The sequence below is a fragment of the Ruegeria sp. CF8 genome, assembly GCF_056537285.1.
The window spans coordinates 175,744-193,328 of sequence record NZ_JBQFRG010000001.1; the positions used below are offsets into that span (position 1 = coordinate 175,744).

Annotated in this window: 10 protein-coding genes and 1 tRNA gene; 7 read left to right on the forward strand and 4 right to left on the reverse strand. The window is 50.9% G+C overall.

What is annotated here, in order from left to right; all coding sequences use genetic code 11:
• The first annotated feature begins 203 nt into the window (after window positions 1-203).
• The 4 genes from ACR0EV_RS00880 to ACR0EV_RS00895 all read left to right on the forward strand — a co-directional run bounded on the left by ACR0EV_RS00880 (window position 204) and on the right by ACR0EV_RS00895 (window position 9,061).
• On the forward strand, window positions 204-1,256 hold the full coding sequence (locus tag ACR0EV_RS00880; protein WP_480798375.1) for a hypothetical protein: 1,053 nt from the start codon (window positions 204-206) through the stop codon (window positions 1,254-1,256).
• A 192-nt stretch (window positions 1,257-1,448) separates the two neighbouring features.
• Window positions 1,449-2,921 carry a patatin-like phospholipase family protein gene (locus tag ACR0EV_RS00885; RefSeq protein ID WP_480798376.1) on the forward strand — a complete coding sequence of 491 codons (1,473 nt, stop codon included), beginning with the start codon at window positions 1,449-1,451 and terminating at the stop codon, window positions 2,919-2,921.
• 12 nt (window positions 2,922-2,933) lie between these two features.
• Window positions 2,934-6,293: an AAA family ATPase gene (locus tag ACR0EV_RS00890; protein WP_480798377.1), complete on the forward strand. Its 3,360-nt coding sequence runs from the start codon at window positions 2,934-2,936 to the stop codon at window positions 6,291-6,293.
• 428 nt (window positions 6,294-6,721) lie between these two features.
• A complete protein-coding gene (locus ACR0EV_RS00895) occupies window positions 6,722-9,061 on the forward strand; it encodes a hypothetical protein (RefSeq protein WP_480798378.1) in 2,340 nt (779 codons plus the stop codon).
• A 612-nt stretch (window positions 9,062-9,673) separates the two neighbouring features.
• Here the strand turns inward: ACR0EV_RS00895 and ACR0EV_RS00900 are convergent.
• Entirely contained in the window at window positions 9,674-13,309 is a 3,636-nt protein-coding gene (locus tag ACR0EV_RS00900) for an SIR2 family protein (protein ID WP_480798379.1), read from the reverse strand.
• Between the two features lie 496 nt (window positions 13,310-13,805).
• Between ACR0EV_RS00900 and ACR0EV_RS00905 the strand changes: the two genes are divergently transcribed.
• Window positions 13,806-14,033 carry a hypothetical protein gene (locus tag ACR0EV_RS00905; protein ID WP_480798380.1) on the forward strand — a complete coding sequence of 76 codons (228 nt, stop codon included), beginning with the start codon at window positions 13,806-13,808 and terminating at the stop codon, window positions 14,031-14,033.
• Window positions 14,034-14,251: 218 nt separating this feature from the next.
• Here the strand turns inward: ACR0EV_RS00905 and ACR0EV_RS00910 are convergent.
• From ACR0EV_RS00910 to ACR0EV_RS00920, 3 genes are all read right to left on the reverse strand, one after another.
• Window positions 14,252-14,326: transfer RNA gene (locus ACR0EV_RS00910), tRNA-Gln, on the reverse strand.
• Between the two features lie 89 nt (window positions 14,327-14,415).
• On the reverse strand, window positions 14,416-15,405 hold the full coding sequence (locus ACR0EV_RS00915) for an NADPH:quinone reductase (RefSeq protein ID WP_480798381.1): 990 nt from the start codon (window positions 15,403-15,405) through the stop codon (window positions 14,416-14,418).
• A 91-nt stretch (window positions 15,406-15,496) separates the two neighbouring features.
• The gene (locus ACR0EV_RS00920; protein ID WP_480798997.1) at window positions 15,497-15,976 is read right to left on the reverse strand and encodes an SH3 domain-containing protein; all 480 of its coding nucleotides are present in this window, start codon (window positions 15,974-15,976) and stop codon (window positions 15,497-15,499) included.
• Window positions 15,977-16,156: 180 nt separating this feature from the next.
• Between ACR0EV_RS00920 and ACR0EV_RS00925 the strand changes: the two genes are divergently transcribed.
• Both ACR0EV_RS00925 and ACR0EV_RS00930 read left to right on the forward strand, forming a co-directional pair.
• Window positions 16,157-17,143 (forward strand): 2-hydroxyacid dehydrogenase, encoded by a 987-nt coding sequence (locus tag ACR0EV_RS00925; protein WP_480798382.1) that lies wholly within the window; start codon window positions 16,157-16,159, stop codon window positions 17,141-17,143.
• A gap of 20 nt (window positions 17,144-17,163) precedes the next feature.
• Entirely contained in the window at window positions 17,164-17,547 is a 384-nt protein-coding gene (locus ACR0EV_RS00930; RefSeq protein WP_480798383.1) for a GFA family protein, read from the forward strand.
• Window positions 17,548-17,585: the final 38 nt, after the last annotated feature.

The window sequence follows — 17,585 nt, forward strand, 5'->3', positions numbered from 1 at the left end:
AATACCGCTGTAAAGTCCTTGAAATTTCGCGCATCTATAAGTGTACACTCTAGCACACTTGATGAAATTTTGCAGGGTTAGATACTTTTTGTTGAATTGATCCTACGACCGAACAAACAAAGGGCATCACCCAAATGGTCTATGTTGATTTTCGATTTTAAGGTTAAGATGGCTTGTGATGTGTGAAAAAAGGGAAACTTATTGTGGCCCAAGAAGTTCGAGATCTTGCGCTAGAAATTTATGATACAATTGTCGACCCATTGACTTGGACGAGTGTTCTTGACCAGTTGGTGGATCGCATGGGAGTGCAGGTGAACACAACATTAGAATGGTTTCAAGACGATGGAGATTTGTCTCTGACTGGGCCGTTTCATTCTGACTTTTATACAAGTACTGTACAGAACACCTATATTGTAAAGTGCCAACATCTTGAAGCCAAAGATCGGGAAATTTTACGGGAACAAACCCTAGGTCACGACGAGATTGAACTTCTTGGCAACACTCCTCTTGCGCCGTCGGTTAAGGAACTAAAAGGCCAAGAAAACGTTCAAAAACAAATGCATCTTGGTATTTTCTATCACGCGGCCGGAATGTTGAATAAAGAAAATTCATGGATATTCCTGTTTTCGGTTCAATTAAACGCCAATAGGGAGCCTCCAGACCACGTAGAATGCGAATACTTGGTCCAACTTCTGCCCCGCATCGAAAAAGCTCTCGACCTCAGTTTTCCTATGCGGCAACTGAATGAACGTTACCAAGGTTTACTACCCGCCATCGACTGCTTGAACATAGGCGTTTGTGTCCTTGATGTTAGGGGTATGATTGTGGCGCGAAATCAGGAGTTCCAGCGACAACTGGAAACTTTTCGCACCTTCCGAGTTAGTCCGGACGGAGAGTCGCACATCACGGATCGTCTTGGGCAAGAGTTTTTGGAAAACCAGATGTCCGATCTTTTTCAACACGGCGAGATCGGCGCGCGACAACGTAAGGAAAGTATCGTTAGCTGCGGGTCTTTGTTTGAGTTTCTGGCCGTCGGCCCTGTGTCAACATTTATTCAAAGTGTAGTCCTGTTTCTAATTTCGATTCCAGTCGCTGTTGGTGTTTCAGGAGCCCGTGGAAATACTATTCTGATAATACAAAATCTGCCAGCGTTGGTCGCATGTACCACATCGTTTTGGGTTACAGTGATGGTGGCTAACTGCGGTCGCACAAATTACTTGCTCAGGGGTCGTGGCATCAGTTTCAATCGTAGTTAGGCTTTTCTGCGAAGCCTGAAATTCGCGGAAAACTTGAGGCTGCTACGTTTTAGACACCTTCGGGTTTGAAGGTGGTTTGAATGAGACAGTCTCACAAATCTACTAGGGTGATCTGTGATCGCCAAGCGCAAGGTAAAATATTGTTTTTCGAATTGAAAACCAACAATGCAGATATTTTTAATATGAGTTAATATGCAACTTCTTATAGAACCTGAAGTCCGTAGACGTCTAATCGAAATCAAGTCGGAATTTGAATTGCAAGCTCTGGCCGGATCGTGTGTGAGTGACAGCAGTGAATTGTCTGGGATAGATCGATTTTTTTGGCTTCGGGCAACTAAGACCGCGACTGAAAATGGTGGCCACAAAATTCGTTCAATCTTTTCTGAGCCCTCACCGGACGTCGAAGAAACTTATCGACTTTGCAATCTGATCTTACAGGGCGGAGGAACACTTGGTCTGGCACACGCCGGGTTTGTCGCCGGGTTAGAGGCGGCAGGGGTACGCTTTGCTGGATTGGCCGGAACCTCGGCCGGATCAATTATCGCTATGGGCATTGCCGCGATACGCGGTGGCGACCTGACCCGTGCAACTGCAGAACGGCTGGCAGACCTTACCGAAACAGTTCCAATGGATCACTTCATCGACGGCCCGCGACCGATCCGCAAGTTTATCAAACAAGCGCTCAAGCAACCTAAGATTTACCAATTCCGCAGTTGGTTAGGTTTGTTCGCTGCCGTACGCAGACTTCGTGATCGCCGAGGTCTGAACCCAGGGCAAGCGTTTGAGAATTGGATGGAGTCTGTTTTGGACGATCTGGGTTTCAAATCTATCGAGGATTTGTATCAAGCCCTCGGCCAGATTTGGAATGACCTTGAGGACTTACGCAACGACGGGACCAAATTGAAGGGTCAAGGCGACAAAAAAGCTATTCTGAGAACCACCGACACAGAGCTTGAACATCCTGAGGTCGAACTGCTTCAATTGATTGCTACCGCGATGCCAGTCGGTCTGAAGATGCAATTTCCAAAGGACCTAAACTTGTTAAGTGACGAGTACAGAAAAACCTCGCCCGCGCGGCTGGTGCGGACGTCGATGTCGATTCCAGCGTTTTTTGAACCGGTGGTTATGCGGCCCGATAGAAAGACCTGGCCCGAATTCGCCGAAAACAGTCTTAAGGGTTTGTTTTCATCGGACCAAATTCGCAAGTTCAGCGAGCTTGAAAAATTTGTCTTCCTCGATGGCGGGTTGACCTCGAATCTTCCCAGTGACTCTTTTCGCGAACTAATGCCTAACGTTCCGACTGTCGTTGTACCACTGATAGGCAATAGCGAGGCACAGTACGTTTCGCAACGCAGAAGGCTGTCTGATTTGGTCGGTGACGCTATCGCCTGTGCAACAGCTGTCAGGTTACAGCGCGACCGCGAGATCTGGATCCAAAACACTGCGCTGCGGAACCAGTTTGAGGATCGAAAAAGTGGGGCAAGCGACGATTGCTTCAAGAAACGTAAATATCCTGTGGGAATCGCGCCTATTGATCCGGGTGACGCCAATTGGCTGAATTTCGTCATGTCCAGCTCTGAGAAAACAAAGCTCTATCTGGCCGGTATCGAACGCGCGAAAGAGTTTCTGCAAGACTTAAACAAAACGGAGAATAAGAACGAATAGGGGGAGTTCATTATGCTATTTAGTGCCTTTAGTAATTACATTCGAAAGCTGGAAGACCTTTTAACGATTCAGGGTACAAATTCCGACTCAGACAGCCCTGAGCAGCAAGAAAAAGATCAAGCCAAAGCTGTAATGGAGATCCTCGAAGATCTGCTGCCAGACATCGAAGCTTTGGACCGCCAGCGCGAAACGCACCAGAACACCATCGCTAAAGTTGATGAGTGTCGCGCTAGGGTCGAAACCTTGCGGCAGCAGCTTCAATCCAGTGTTGACGAACGCGCTCGAATACAACGCGACGCGCAACAGTTCGAAGAAATCATCAATGAAAACAGAGAGAAGCTGGAGACCGCACCAGACTCCGAACGCGATGTGCTTACTGAAATACTCAGTGGGGCTCAGGCGGATTTAAACAATTGCCGACAGGCCATTGCTGACATTAACTCAGCGATCGGCGTGGCAGAGGCTGAAAGCACGGCGGCACAAGCGGAACTGGACAAGTCCGAGATAGGTTTGCAAGAGCAAGACCAGAGGCTCAAAGCAGCCTCCGAGCGAGTTGCAGGTAAAATCCTGGACCTGCCGAACGAGCTGAACGATCTGTCCAAAAAGATCATCTTCGGCATCTTTCCAGGCGATGGCGCACCGTTTCTCATCGAAGGTAAATCCAACCTCCCGCTGCAAGAAGCAACGACACTGTTCGAACAGATTCGGGATTTGAAAAGCCTGTCTAAGGAAGCCGATAGCAGCGACGCGGACCTGTTCTTTCGCCTCAATTGCAAGTCATTGGAAGAAGAGCTGCAATCGTTGCTGGATCATCTGACGGCAAAACGGGTTGCCGAAGAAATGGATGGTCAAACCTATGTAAACCAGCTGCGCGGAAACTACGACAGGATCAGCCGAAACGCAGAAAAGGTCATAAAAGCGCTTTCAGAAGAGCAAACGAAGATCGCACGTGCCAAGCAACGCTTGCAGGACCTTCAAGACTTCGTTGACGCAGTCATCCAAGACCTTCCGCAATATAGCGAGCAGATACAGAGCGAAGCAGAAATTCGTGAGGGCGGCGGCGAAAACCAGATCCACAACATCGACCTGCAAAAGATCCAGGGCCTGTGTAAAAACGGGGTGTCCTTTTGCAAACGGCTTGGTGACTTTCTCAAGGAAAGCCAGGACAATCTCGAAAACCTGCAAAGCGACTTCTGCAACGCCCGAAACAGAGATACGGCTGAACAGCAATCACGCCTCGTTTCGCGAGATATCGAGCGAAATCCACTCATCAGACCATACCCCCTTTTGTGGGCAGCGTGCGTGACGCTTCTAGTCAAGATCATTCTGGGCCACAATACAACCGAACTGTTGCATGACCAATCATTCGGAATCCTAATCATCAGTTTTGTAGCGACCTGGATCGCTTCGATCTGGATAGGATTTGCGGGGCGTAGAAACAAGATGGAAGCACTGCGCGACCATACCTCGCACCAGATACAGTGCCTGATCAATCCAAGCACCGTGAGCGATCCGGGCAATCCGCAGAATACTGGCGCCGCATCGAAGAACGTATTTAGGTCAGACGCACAGCCTACGGAGACCAGGGACGAATTGGGTCCGATTCAGCAGCGGATACACGATTGGAACTTGGCTGATGAAGCTACAAAATTCCTGCCGGTCCCGTATGGTGAAACAGTAACCGGAAACTCCAAGTCTTCTGATTTTAACGTTTATTTCAATGAATTGCGGAATAATGAGAGAGTCTTTTGGCGCAATGCCGGAGCCCTGATTATTCCAGGCGTTCTACTAGGCTTGGTGATCTTGGGCAATTTGGGAGGTTCATCACAAAGGGTTTTTGTGGCTCGCTTCCTAGAATCCCCGCCATGTGTACTGGCGACTGGTCGGTTGGTTTTCACCACAAAAGACGACTTCTTCATCCGCGACGTATCACCGTCCACTACAAATCTGACGGGATGGATTGAAAGGATATTCCCGGAAATCGGCGCGCAAGTAGTGCCTCGGGATCTGGTAATCCGTGTCATCCCGATTAAGGACGCTAATGACGATCAGGGCTTGTTGGATTGCACGGTACCAGACCCTGATCACAATACCCTGCGCATCCATCACGCGAGCAAAGCGCTTGATGCGTTGGGTGAAGAAGAAGTGCGCCAAGAGATACTCTCGGGCTTGCGGGAAGTAGCCGCAAACTTTGGCGGCGCATCAGTTGCCGTTTGGTCGCGTGAGACGGATCCTGAAATTGCAAAAGCGCGCGACGAAATGGAAGAGTTACTGGCCGTAACCGACCCAAGTGAATTCGATGGCCGTCGTTTCGTTGCCGCCTTCGGCAGCATTCAGCAGTCTCTGGCTGAAAAGCTTGTGATCGCCGAACACCTGTCGGTCGCCGACACGATGCGCCTGACATGGCCCGGGACAAGCGCGCGAACTCCGGTGACGAAATTTCCGAATCCGCTGCGGGTAGACTTGCTAGATCAGGAGGACTTCGATGCGCTATCCGAACTGGTTACGAGGATCGCTGCATCAAACGAGAAACTGGCGCAGCTTGTCGAGCAGGAAATCGCTTTGGGAAACAACCCAGCAGCGGTTGTTCTGCCTATCCTACATGAGCTGCAGGAAAATACGCCCTCTTCAGAAGTGAAGGGCAGCACATGGATCACCAATCTTCTTCTGCCCAATGGCGCCCCCGCCGGGAAAGACTGGCCGGACACGCTGATTTTGCCGTTCTTCACTGACGAGGTGAAATTCACCGAACCAAAAGACAACATAGCTTATAAAAAAAATCCTCTAAAAATGGCCTTTGTCTTTGGTGCGCGGTCAGCGAATTTCAAAGACCCGACGGTGGGGATATCACCTGAAGATACTTATTTTAGCCGCATTGCGGAGCACTTGGAGCAATGCTTGCAAAGCTCCGATAATCTTGCTTTGGACGGTGCTAATGCAGAATTAACTTTGGACATAATAGGGCTTGCCAGCCGTACCTGGAAAGACAAGCACCGAAAGTACTCCAAGGGACAACTGAACCTCGCCCTAGCCGAAGGCCGTAGGGCTGCCGCTCTTCACAAGTTGGCAAAGCAGATTTCCAACAAGGAGGCTCAGAACCGAATTCACATTATGATCGGCGACAGCCCAACTGACACCCTGAACCTTGCCCAAATCTCAGACTTGTTAGCCGGAGTAGAGGAGGAATGGCATGAAAAGCTCTCTAAATTCAATCGTTTCTCTAAGCATGAAGAGTTTGCAGAAGCCCGGTCCAACTTCATTACGCCATCCGCCTCAAAAAGTGACGATCGGCTACCGCTCGAAGAGCTCTTTGCGCGCTCCGTTGTCGTGAAGGTCGAACATGTGAGAGGCGGACCATGTGCGAATACTTGACAGACTAGCAGACGGATTAAGAAAACGACCCGCAAAACTTTCTGTTTGTTTGGAGCAATTCCACCAGCCCAACGTCTTAAGTGGCCAATACCCAGAGTCGCCGAAACGAAAGGCTTCGAGAGCTGTTTTCTTTTTTAACGTGTTTCCGACTTTGCTACCTATGAGGGTTGCTGCGGCCAAAATGAAGGGTTTAGGTCTCTTGATGTCACGCTTTCTCCTTTGAAAAAGCTAACCATGTCTGGAATGTTTGCCTTCATTTTGGATGTAAACAGATAACCGAGGAAGGCTGCAGTCGGCTGAAACGATGACAATTGTTTTGGCCTAATTTTATGGAATGAAATATTATTAAATTCACAATTTTATGGAGTTTTTTACCTGTTTTGTTTAGAATTTGAATCATTATTTAGTTAATTGACAGTAGGTGAAGCATGTCGACTAATAAGACCTCACCAGATCATATGGTTCTTTGCGTTCATGGGATTGGAAACCAACTGCCGGGCGATACAGTCGGCGATGTGCTGAGCGGTGCTCTGGAAGAGCATAATCGGAATGGTAAGCGGCCGGCGATTGCTGACGAAACTATCGTGAACCTGTTTGAAACGTCCTTTGCAGAATATGATGGTTTGTCGGTCATGGAAGAACTCACTTATCCGGGCGGCAAAAAGCAAAAGGTGCAAACCCCAATTCATGATCGCCCAAAAGGCAAAGATCCTCGGCGTGAAGGGATGCAAAAGAAATTTCCGATGCACGTCAAGCGCATACGCGAGCAGGGCGCCCAAACAAGTGAAATAAAAACTGTCATGGCCGAGGTCTATTGGGCCGACATTTCACCCGAGCCCAAGGGTGCATTTGCAACAATCTTTGATTTGATTAAGGTCTTGATGTCGATCGGTTACTTAGCGCTCGACAACGCTGCTAATACCGACGCTCGCGGCGGTTATCGTTTCGTTGCATGGTTTTTGTGGGCGCTGATCGGCGGGGTCGTTGCGCTCAACGCGGCGTTGTTGATGGGCGTTCTGGTGCTTCTGCTTGAAGGATCGCTGGTCGATTTCAACAATATCCAGGCGGAAGGCTTCATGGGATCATGGGTCCAGTCCCGTCTCACGCAGGCAATTGCCGGGTTTGCGGTCTTGGCCCTCGTGCTCGGATTTTTTTGCAATCTGCGAAAGTCGGAAGACCCCTTATGGAAATGGTTTGGGCACTGCACAGTCGTGCTGATGGTGCTTGGGTTGATTGGGTTGTTCATCCTGCCCGCAGCAGAAGCCGTCGTCGCCGCCACGGGTATGCTGACGATTCTATTCGGTCGTGTAATCGGTCATACACGATGGGAATTAAGTCTATGGCGTCAATTTGGCGTTGGAACTGGCACTTGGGGTTTGTTGATCTTGCTCTTCGTTCCCTTTCTGCCCGGGGCCTCTTTCGCTAGTTCTGTTTGCTCGTCGCAGATCAGCACGTTTTGCAGTCTTGTTACTTCTGACCAATTTAGCGGCGAAGCTGACCAGTTGCTATTTTTCATAGGTTGTCTGATGCTGCTACTTTCGGTCCTTTGGGGGCTATCTGTCTTGCTGTGCCTTTTTGTCTACGTAGCTTGGGCGCGCGACCGCAGCGATATTCAGGACTCTGCGCCCTCTCAGCAACGCCGAATATATGCCCCAATTTGTTCCGCGCTATTGTTGCTTTGGATGATTGCGGCCTCGTCCTTTTGGGTGGCCATTCAGCATGCAACCGACAACCTCCGTGCCAAGACGCTCGACACAGAGCACCTTATAGGCATCGAAGAAGGCCTGCCTGAGACAATCACAGTCGCAAGCCACAGTTATGGTCCAGATAGGGTGTTATCCGAAGCCTTCGTGGCAATCGTCGAAATGCTAACTCCTACCATGGCAATTGGGGTGATTTTCCTTGTGATTTTGCTTGTTTTTGGAATTTACGTTGTGGTTCAGCGAGCGCTGAACAGGGATGTTTTGTTCAAGGCTACAACCGCGGAACCGTCGGTCGGACGGGTGCTGTTGAACGGGCTCTTTCAAGGCGTTTTCGCGGCTTCAACTCTGGCGTTTGCAACCATACTGGTGCTTCGGGTATTTGATGTGAATCTCAGTTGGATGAGCGATGGTGTCATCGGCAAAGTTTTCCTGCCATTTGTGCCGGTGTTTTTGTTGGGTTTGGCATTGGTGGTTTACCAGATGCGCGATCTGGTCGCGGGTGGATTGGGTGTGTTTCGGGACATTGTTGTCTATGCGAACAACAACATTTTGGATTCGTCGTTTGATGCCGAGAATGGTCTGCTGAATTTTCCTGCTCGCAAGCAGATAGAAGGTCGGTTTGAGCGTGTCTGTAAGTTCATGATGGAGCGAGTTGAGCCCAAACGCGTTACTATAATCTGCCATTCGCAGGGAACGGTTGTGGCAACACGCGCGCTCAGAAGGTTACTTGCCGAGGATCTATTCAAAGACTGTGAGGTTACATTGGTCACAATGGGCTCACCGGTCACTCATCTTTATCGCAAGTACTTTCCAAAAGCTTTTCAAATTGAGCCGGGTGACTTCCACAATGCAGGTAAGCCCATAAACTGGTACAATATCGGGCGAACTGATGACTTTGTTGGTACCTATATTGAGAATCTCGACGAGCTTAATGGGCTTAAACCGGCGCCGGTTAGCAAATCAAAGAGGAACCTTTTGGTCCCGGCAGGAGGACATCCTGGGTATTTCACCGATCCATATGTGTGGCAACATTTTTCCACCAAGATAGGGTTTAACTTGCTGTAACCAAATTGTCCCGACCGAAACACAGACATGTCGGTTTGAGGTTGGCGCGGATTGATCCCAGCCTGCGGAGAACGTCGTGTGATCCATCAAATTTAAACATAACCATCCGGCGACTAAGTTGAACTGTTGGCCAAAACATATGTATCTCAAGAGGCCTCTTTGATTTGGCAGCCTAGAGCCCCTAGCTATAGCGCTGAACGATCGCTTGGAAGCGAGCAGTCTCTCGGCAGTAGCGTGCAAAGAGTGTATCCCACCTTGTATCCCATTGTTGGAAGACTGGGATACACGACGGGTGGGAGGGAAGCATTTCCCCTTGTTTTTGCTCTTTCGGAGAATGGTGGCTGGGGTGGTAGGATTCGAACCTACGATACACGGTACCAAAATGCGAAAATGCCTTACCGGGTGCTAATTTTGCCTTACATTTTTTACTTAAAGTACAAAAGCTTGCGTGGTTAAAAAACGCGAGATGTGCATTTTTACTTACAATTTTGTGGATCGAGCCGTGTTTCCATTACAGCGCACATCACAAATCCTTACTGACCGTCCATTGCTGTGGAAAATTTCCACAGTTGTGTGCTGATTCTATTCAATTGGCTGACCTAACCGATGACGCTATCTCGAATTCCAACGACGCATTAACTCGATCCACTTGGGGCTAGCGCGTAGTTCTGAATTTGCCACAACTATCCGCTCCAAGACGGCATCAATCTCGTAAGGCCAAGAACTGGCGTCCTCGGGCAGCGCGAGATAGAGGATTTCTAGAACTCTATCAGGATATTTGTCGACGATATTGCCTTCGCCTCGTCGAATAGAGGGTAGGACAATATGATCGCGCTCAATTGGACCGATGAGTGGCAAGATAGCTTCGGATGTTTCCATGAAAGTATCCGGGTTGGAAAATGCCAATTCAATCAATCTTGCGGTGTTTTTGGGCGTGCGAGCGGCTATTTGAACTGGCCAGACATTCTTCAGAAAACGTTCTTGCATAGACTTCCAGCGCTTAGAGTCGTCGTCATCGCCCATGCCTCGTCTCTCCAACTGCCAAAGCGCCTGTGCTCTAAATGTATCCCCTCCGTTTAGTAACAAATGACGAAGTTCGGCGTCGCTTATTCGCACTTCCCCTTCGGCATCGTCTGAGTACACCCAGCTTGCCAATACGAGCCCGACCAAACCGTCTCTTTTGTCTTGATCGTCGGTCGCTCTACTGGCCACTTTGTCAAACAAGTGTGGTTTCAGTTTTTCAGATAGTTCGAAGCTGGGAATGCTCTTGGCACCCCAAAGATAGCCTGTCCACCAAGCCTCTATTTTTTCAGCGGAATCTCCATCCAAAACACTTATTAATTTTTCATCGGTCCATTCTGGGTCAATAGCATAAAGCCAATGTATAATGTGGCTAACAAACACCAAGGCAAGGCAACCGTCGTCGCCGGGCAATGACAATGCTCTTTCAACAAGCACTTTCCATTCGTCGGGCAACCCTTGCCCTGTTTTCAAATCGTTTCGGCGAGGATCGTTGTATAGAGCCTGAGCAATTTTGCCTGCTGGCGAGTTTAGCGCTTCCGATGCCCAATCTGGTTCGTCGCCACTCCTAACAATTCCAGAACCGCCAACATCGGGGTTTTCGCTCAACGTATCTAGTAATCTTGAAGTCAATCGTTCGAAAATCGACACGCATTCACTAGAAAGTTCTTTCGACGCATTTAGGAGCCAGTCGGAAACAGGGTAAATGATGCCTCCCAGAGCTTCGTCGTTAGCAGTTAACAAAATTTCGGCAATGAAATTTTTAAGCCGAGAACGGTCCTCTTTTCGTCTCTCGCTATTTAGAAATCTTCGCCAAGCCCATTCAGGAAAGATGCCATTCTTAGCTTCCAGATGAAGAGCAGAAATCGCTAGGATTGGTCGTTTTGTGCACAAGCCTGAAAATGGGTCACGCTCATCTAGGCCGAAGCCAGAATTACTCGATAGCTCCTGAGCTTTAGGCAGTATGTTGGATAAAGGTTCCTTCAAGAGCTCATCAAAGTTGGTATGTGTGCGCACTATACCACCACGGCTTTCGAGAGACTCATCAGCCTTTTCGCCACGTTCTGGAGACCACTCTGGAGCAACCTTTTGCAGTCGCTCGATCTCAGCATCATAGTTGATATTCAAAGTGCAGCCATTGGAGTGTAGCCAGTGAATCCTGTCGGCAATCGCCCATGCGCGCCTAACTACAAATTCGTGCTCGGGCTCGTTTTCCCTACGCTCTCGCCCCTCAAGAATTCGCTGTTCAAGTCTTCTCGTTGTAGGCATAGGCAACGTAGCCCACCGCTCTTTTAGAGCCAGAAGCAGGTCCCGCTGATGGTGAATGTCCCAGAAGGCCTCTCGGGTGACTCTTTCGAAATACTCTTCAAACTCATCGTTTGGAATGACTTCTTCAAATCGACTCGCCCAAATCCGAAGTCGCGCAAATGTGGTGTCATCATTGGTAGACCAACTCGCCACTTCTTGGCGTGCCTTTCGAGCGTCGAGTTCAACTAAGCGCTGAAAAACACTGGTGTATTTCAGAACTGCGCCTCGAAAGCCTTCATTTCGTTCGTGGCCACCGATGTCTGGATCGTCAGAAGGGATAATTGGAGGAATGTCTAGCCACTTGTAGTGACCGCTCTCCGATTCTAGCTGAATGCCAATATCTAGGTTGCGTTTCAAAGCGGAGACTACATCAGCAAGCCACTGGTCAGGGATGTCAAGTTCGGGAGCATGCTCAAGGTATTTGAGCTCTAATCGAACCAGATCACCAAGTTTGGTTTTCTCATCGATTTGAGGGGGTACCACCGATCCGAAGTAATTGTGCGTAGCAGCTAATCTGGGGCGCGAAAGAGTTTCGTACTTTCGTACTGTGGCCTTGCTCCAACCGACGACTTTCAATTCATCGGAGAACCTATACCAATCCAATCTGTTGTCGTCGCTCGCGAAACGCCAGTGCTCAAAAAGGTAATACCAAGCCTGAAGAACATGTGGTTCACACTTGGTTTCGGCATTCCCAACGTGCCAGCGGATTGTCTCTTGAATCCTTTCATGTAATCCATGTTGCCTTGCACCCCACCAAACTGCCGCGTTCTGATCGGATACTTTGGATAACCAACGACCCAACAAGTCTATGCGGTCCGGCAAGAGGCCTGCTCTCAAAGACGCTCCACCTCGTAGCAAAGTTACATGATCGTCTCTAAGTCCAGCCCTATCCCTCCGGTTCAACAAAAACGCATCCCATGCCGTCGACGGGATTTCTCGCTTCGGGTTTAAATCATCTGGATTTACTGGTGGCGGAACCTGATCTGTGGCCAAACCATACAGCAAGAACGGATCAACGAACTTGCCTTCGTCTTCACCGAAAAGGACTTTACGAGGCGGAGAGTAACGGATCGTTCGATCAAACACACAAAGCCAAGTCGCCGGTGGGGGTGGATCGCTTTCGAAGAACTTTCTGACGCCTTCTTTTGTCGAGACCAAATGCGTAACTCGCTCGCGCTCAATCGGCGTCAGTGCTTCTGGACCGCGTCTAGCGAGTTCAATGGTACGGTCTTGCCATGCTTCGGGCTCCCTCGCACGGTCGGCCCATTCCGCGAGAGAGATCCAAAGCGCTTCATGCTGGTTGTCACTTGCGTAGGGGATAGCCGCCACGCCCTTGTGCTGCCAGCGTGCATTTGCGTCATCGTCTGTGCCCGATTGGAATGCATAGACTTCGTCCAAGCGCCCACGCGACTTATTCAAAGCCTCAAGCAAGTATTGCACGGGTGGATCGTCTGCGGCGTAACCTACAAAGACTACTGCGTAGCGATCGATTACATCCTTGAAAAAGTTTGTCGCCCAACCCTCTGCCAAATAGGCTCTTCCAAATTCCGCACTAGATAGTACGAACCCGTCGCCTTCTGATCCGTCATACTTCTCAGTTGCCCGTCCGTGGAGATAGACGACACCGTTAAGTTCGCCGGGGCGAGCCGGGTCTGGTAAACGTGGAGGTTGCCAGACCTGAAGTTCACGTCCGCAGTCATCGAAGAGCCTGTCGAAGTTTGTGGTAACGAGTTTTGTTACCCCGTCTTTTGATGTGGCAAGATCAAGAAGGAGCGCATGCGCGGTCAGGTCCACGCCCTCCTTTGGTATAAGAGCCTTAGCTACAGCTCGATCTATGTCAGCCGATAGGAAATCTCGCTCCAAAAGACCGAAAACCCTGTCCGCAGAGATGAGACCCGGCACCCCAGTTTGATCTTCCATGTCTTGCGCCGCTTCGAGAATCTTGTTCGCTGGGCTGCTAGCTCCAACGCCCAAAGACGCAAGAACTTGCCTAGCCAGACCAAAGAAATCAGGAAGTTGGGCTTTGGCTCTAGAGACACCAGCCCCGCAAAAAAACACTACTCTTCCTTCGTCCAAAGCGTGCAAGAGTTCGTCTGGGATATTTGGGCCGTTTTGTATGAATCGCATTTCGACGTTCGCGGATATGTAGACTTAAAATAACTTAAGAGTCGTCGTGTGTTATAGGAGCTTTCCGATAGTGTAGTGCCGGGATTTCCAACAGCCAAGGCCATTGACGCTGGTATGATTCAAAATGCCGCGCAGTGGGCGAACTGGAGTGTTGCAGGCGATTTTTTGGTGATGGCATTAGATGCTTGTGTGACTCTCAAGCTTCACTTTTGAGTGTCAGGGAGACTTACCTAGATGACAGCGCTGAGACCGGCTTTGGTGTTGGGAAGTTGCTAGGAGACAAATTACCATGAGCTACAAAAAGAATGCCGACCTAAAGGGAGTTCGGTTACTGCGCGCAGACCAAGTCGTAGAAAAACTGCAAGGGATAGGGATGACTGACGTCAATGTAACTTGGGTTAATAATCGCATCGACCGTGGGCAACTACCCTGCACAAAAGTTGGCAAGTATCGTCGGATTCGTGAAGACGTTTTAGAGAAGATGATAATGCGCTGGTATCGGGACGCTGACCGCTAGACCAAGAGCTAGGCGTGAACAGCCAATTTCCCCGGTTCAATTACCATACATCGTAGGTTTCGTTTTTGTAATGAAAACAGAATGTTACCGGTTTATTTCCGGTAATATTTTTGCCGTTTCCACAGTTTTTCCACAGTTTTCCACAGTAATTTACGCTTGGATTTGCGAAATCGCGCAAAAACGAAAATTGTAAGCTATTGTAAAGTAGGGAAAAATTATGGCTGGGGTGGTAGGATTCGAACCTACGATACACGGTACCAAAAACCGCTGCCTTACCACTTGGCTACACCCCAACGGTGAGCGGCTGTCTACGATTGTTGTTGGCGGGGTTCAAGTGCTATTTGCCAAAAAAATGTGAGCGCCGTAAAAATTTCTGGGGTGGTCATTTTGTGGCGACCAACACTGCCCCGACACGGTTCCCATCTTGAACCATATCATGAGCGGCAGCGCAGTCTTCTAATGCAAAGACGTTCTGGACAGGGCAGATCAGGGCACCCTCGGTCAGTGCATTGTGAAGGGTCTCAATGGCGGCAGAGCGTAAGCTTGCCGGCAAGAGATAGATCAGGATCGTTTCGAGCGTCACAGCCTTGAACATCATTGGTCCAAAAGGAAAAACCGGTGCCATGTTTTGCGCCGAGCCGTAGGCGTTGATGCGGCCATTTTCGGCAATTACGGTGGTGTTCGTTTCGATATTTGCTCCGAATTCGACCTCGATGACGCGGCTGATTGTACGTCCGTCATTGGCGTCCAATATCTGATCAGCAAGATCTGGACTGTTGTAGTCGATCACCACATCCGCGCCAGCTGATTGCACCCTGTCGAAATTGCGGCGGCTGGCGGTCGTGATCACGCGTGCGCCCGCCCATTTTGCCAGCTGAACGGCGAGATACCCGACCGTACCAGCACCACCGTGAATCAGAATCGTATGCCCTTTGGGTGTGCCACCCGAGAACACAGCATGGCAGGCCGTCAGGCCCGGAATACCCAGAACCGCTCCAGTCTCGAGCGACACCGCGTCTGGTAATTCGACGGCCTGATCGCTGGGCAAGGTGATGTGGCTGGCGGCTGTTCCAAATGCGCGTTGCCATTGCCCATTCCAGACCCACGCGCGTTGCCCGATCCGGGACACGGGGACGCCGTCGCCGACAGCCGTGATCACGCCAGAGCCGTCGCTATGGGGGATGATCAAAGGGAAAGGAGGTTCGGTGACACCGGGCCGGGCTCCGGCGCGGGCCTTTATGTCGGATGGGTTGACGCCTGAAAATGCCAACTCGACAGTGACTTCACCCGGACCGGGATGAACCGGAGGAAGGTCTTGAAGATGCAAGACTTCGGCTGCGTTTCCGAAAGCGGAATAGGTAACTGCGCGCATGGAATCCTCCGTTTGCCCCAGTTACAGCTTAAACCGGCCGCGATTTCAAACCATTTGCAAAAGGTGTTCAGCGCGACCTTGGACGCGCGACTTATTCGCGGATTTCTGAGGGGTCGACGCCCCAAAGATTCGCCTTCAAAGTCCAGCCCCGATAGCCACCCGCCGTGATCCGGCACCAGTCCAGCGAACACGTGCCAAGGCGGGCCACGACGCCGGTTTCAAAATGTGCATTCACGGGGGAATTGGGATCAGGGCGGGTATAGACGGGCAGCATGTCAGACTCGATCAACACTGTTCGCACACCTGACAACAGGGCATAGTGAACCCAGCCACCAGCCCCGTCTCGGTCCTGAACTTTGCGCCAGTTGCCGTATTCTGCCGTGACTTGCAATGGCATCCCGCGCCGCTTGAACACCCAATCGATTCGATGGCTCAGCGACGGCCCGCGCCGAACGTTCCCTTCGGCGGCCTTCATTGACACATAGCGGGGTAGGGGCAGGTTGGTGACGGATCCACGCTTATCCTCGGCATGTGCGGCCCAGGCACCGAACATGACCAGAAATAGAGCCATAGCCGCCGGAAATCGGCGTTTTACCGGTCGAATACCACTCACTGACTGCCCGCTCTTATGCCTGTTGATCCGGTTTCGAAAAAAGGTCGACTCAATGCCATTGGGGTTCTTGTGCCCCGCCTTATCCTGCGCCACGATGCCATGGCGCGCGTCTGTTTGCAAAGCAGTGGGAGGGCCAAGGTGCCAAGAGAACGTCTGAGTGTTGTCGTTACGCGACGGTTGCCCGAAGCGGTGGAAACCCGGTTGAGCGAGTTGTTTGACGTGCGCCTGCGCGATGACGACACGCCGATGACGCGCGAGGAGCTTGTCGCCGCAGTTCAGGAAGCCGATGTGCTGGTGCCTACGGTGACCGATACAATTGATGGCGGACTGTTGGGACAGGCCGGTGAAAACCTTAAGCTGATTGCAAATTATGGGGCTGGTGTCGACAATATTGATGTGTCCACAGCCCGACAGCGCGGCATTCTGGTTTCGAACACGCCCGGCGTGCTGACTGATGACACAGCCGACATGACGATGGCCCTGATCCTTGCCGTCACGCGCCGCATTCCCGAAGGGTTGGGCGTGATGCAGCAGGGTGACTGGACCGGCTGGGCCCCAACCGCCTTTCTAGGTGGTCGTATTGGTGGTCGGCGTTTGGGTATTCTAGGCATGGGCCGGATCGGGCAGGCTGTAGCGCGGCGGGCAAGCGCGTTCGGAATGCAGGTTCATTATCACAACCGCCGCCGACTGCGTCCCGAGACCGAGCAGGAACTGGAGGCAACCTATTGGGAAAGCCTAGACCAGATGGTCGCACGAATGGATGTGATCTCGGTCAATTGCCCATCAACGCCTTCAACATTCCATCTGATGAACGCACGTCGACTGAAGCTGATGAAACCATCGGCAGTGATCGTGAACACCTCGCGCGGAGAAGTTGTGGATGAAAACGCATTGACCCGGATGATCCGGGCTGGGGAAATCGCGGGGGCGGGACTGGACGTTTACGAACAGGGTACTGATGTGAATCCGCGACTGCGACAGCTGCCCAACGTTGTGCTCTTGCCGCATATGGGATCGGCTACGCTGGAAGGGCGGATCGAAATGGGTGAGAAGGTTATCATCAATATCAAGACCTTCGAAGATGGCCACCGTCCGCCAGATCAGGTTGTGCCCTCTATGCTCTAAGCCACCGGAAAGGAGCCTTCATGGACCGGTTTGAAGGGGGGTGCCGCTGCGGACGTTTGCGCATCAAGGCTTTGGGCCGTCCTCTAAGGGTTGGGATTTGTCATTGCCTGGACTGTCGCAAGCATCATGGGGCTCTGTTCTATGCCGCAGCAATATTCCCCAGCGATGCGGTCAAGATTTCCGGCCCGTTACAAGGATATGAAGATCGGTTCTTTTGCCCAACCTGTGGTTCTCCGGTCTTTGCGCGCAGCGGTTCTGAGGTCGAGGTGCATTTGGGATGTCTAGACGTGCCCAACCAATTGACGCCGACCTATGAGTGCTGGGCCTCGCGGCGCGAAAACTGGTTGCCCGACTTCACTGGAATGAAGCGGTTTGACCAGTATCGGGATGACGCTGCACCGTAGATGACGTGGCGAACCCTTACTGTTAACTCACGCCTGTA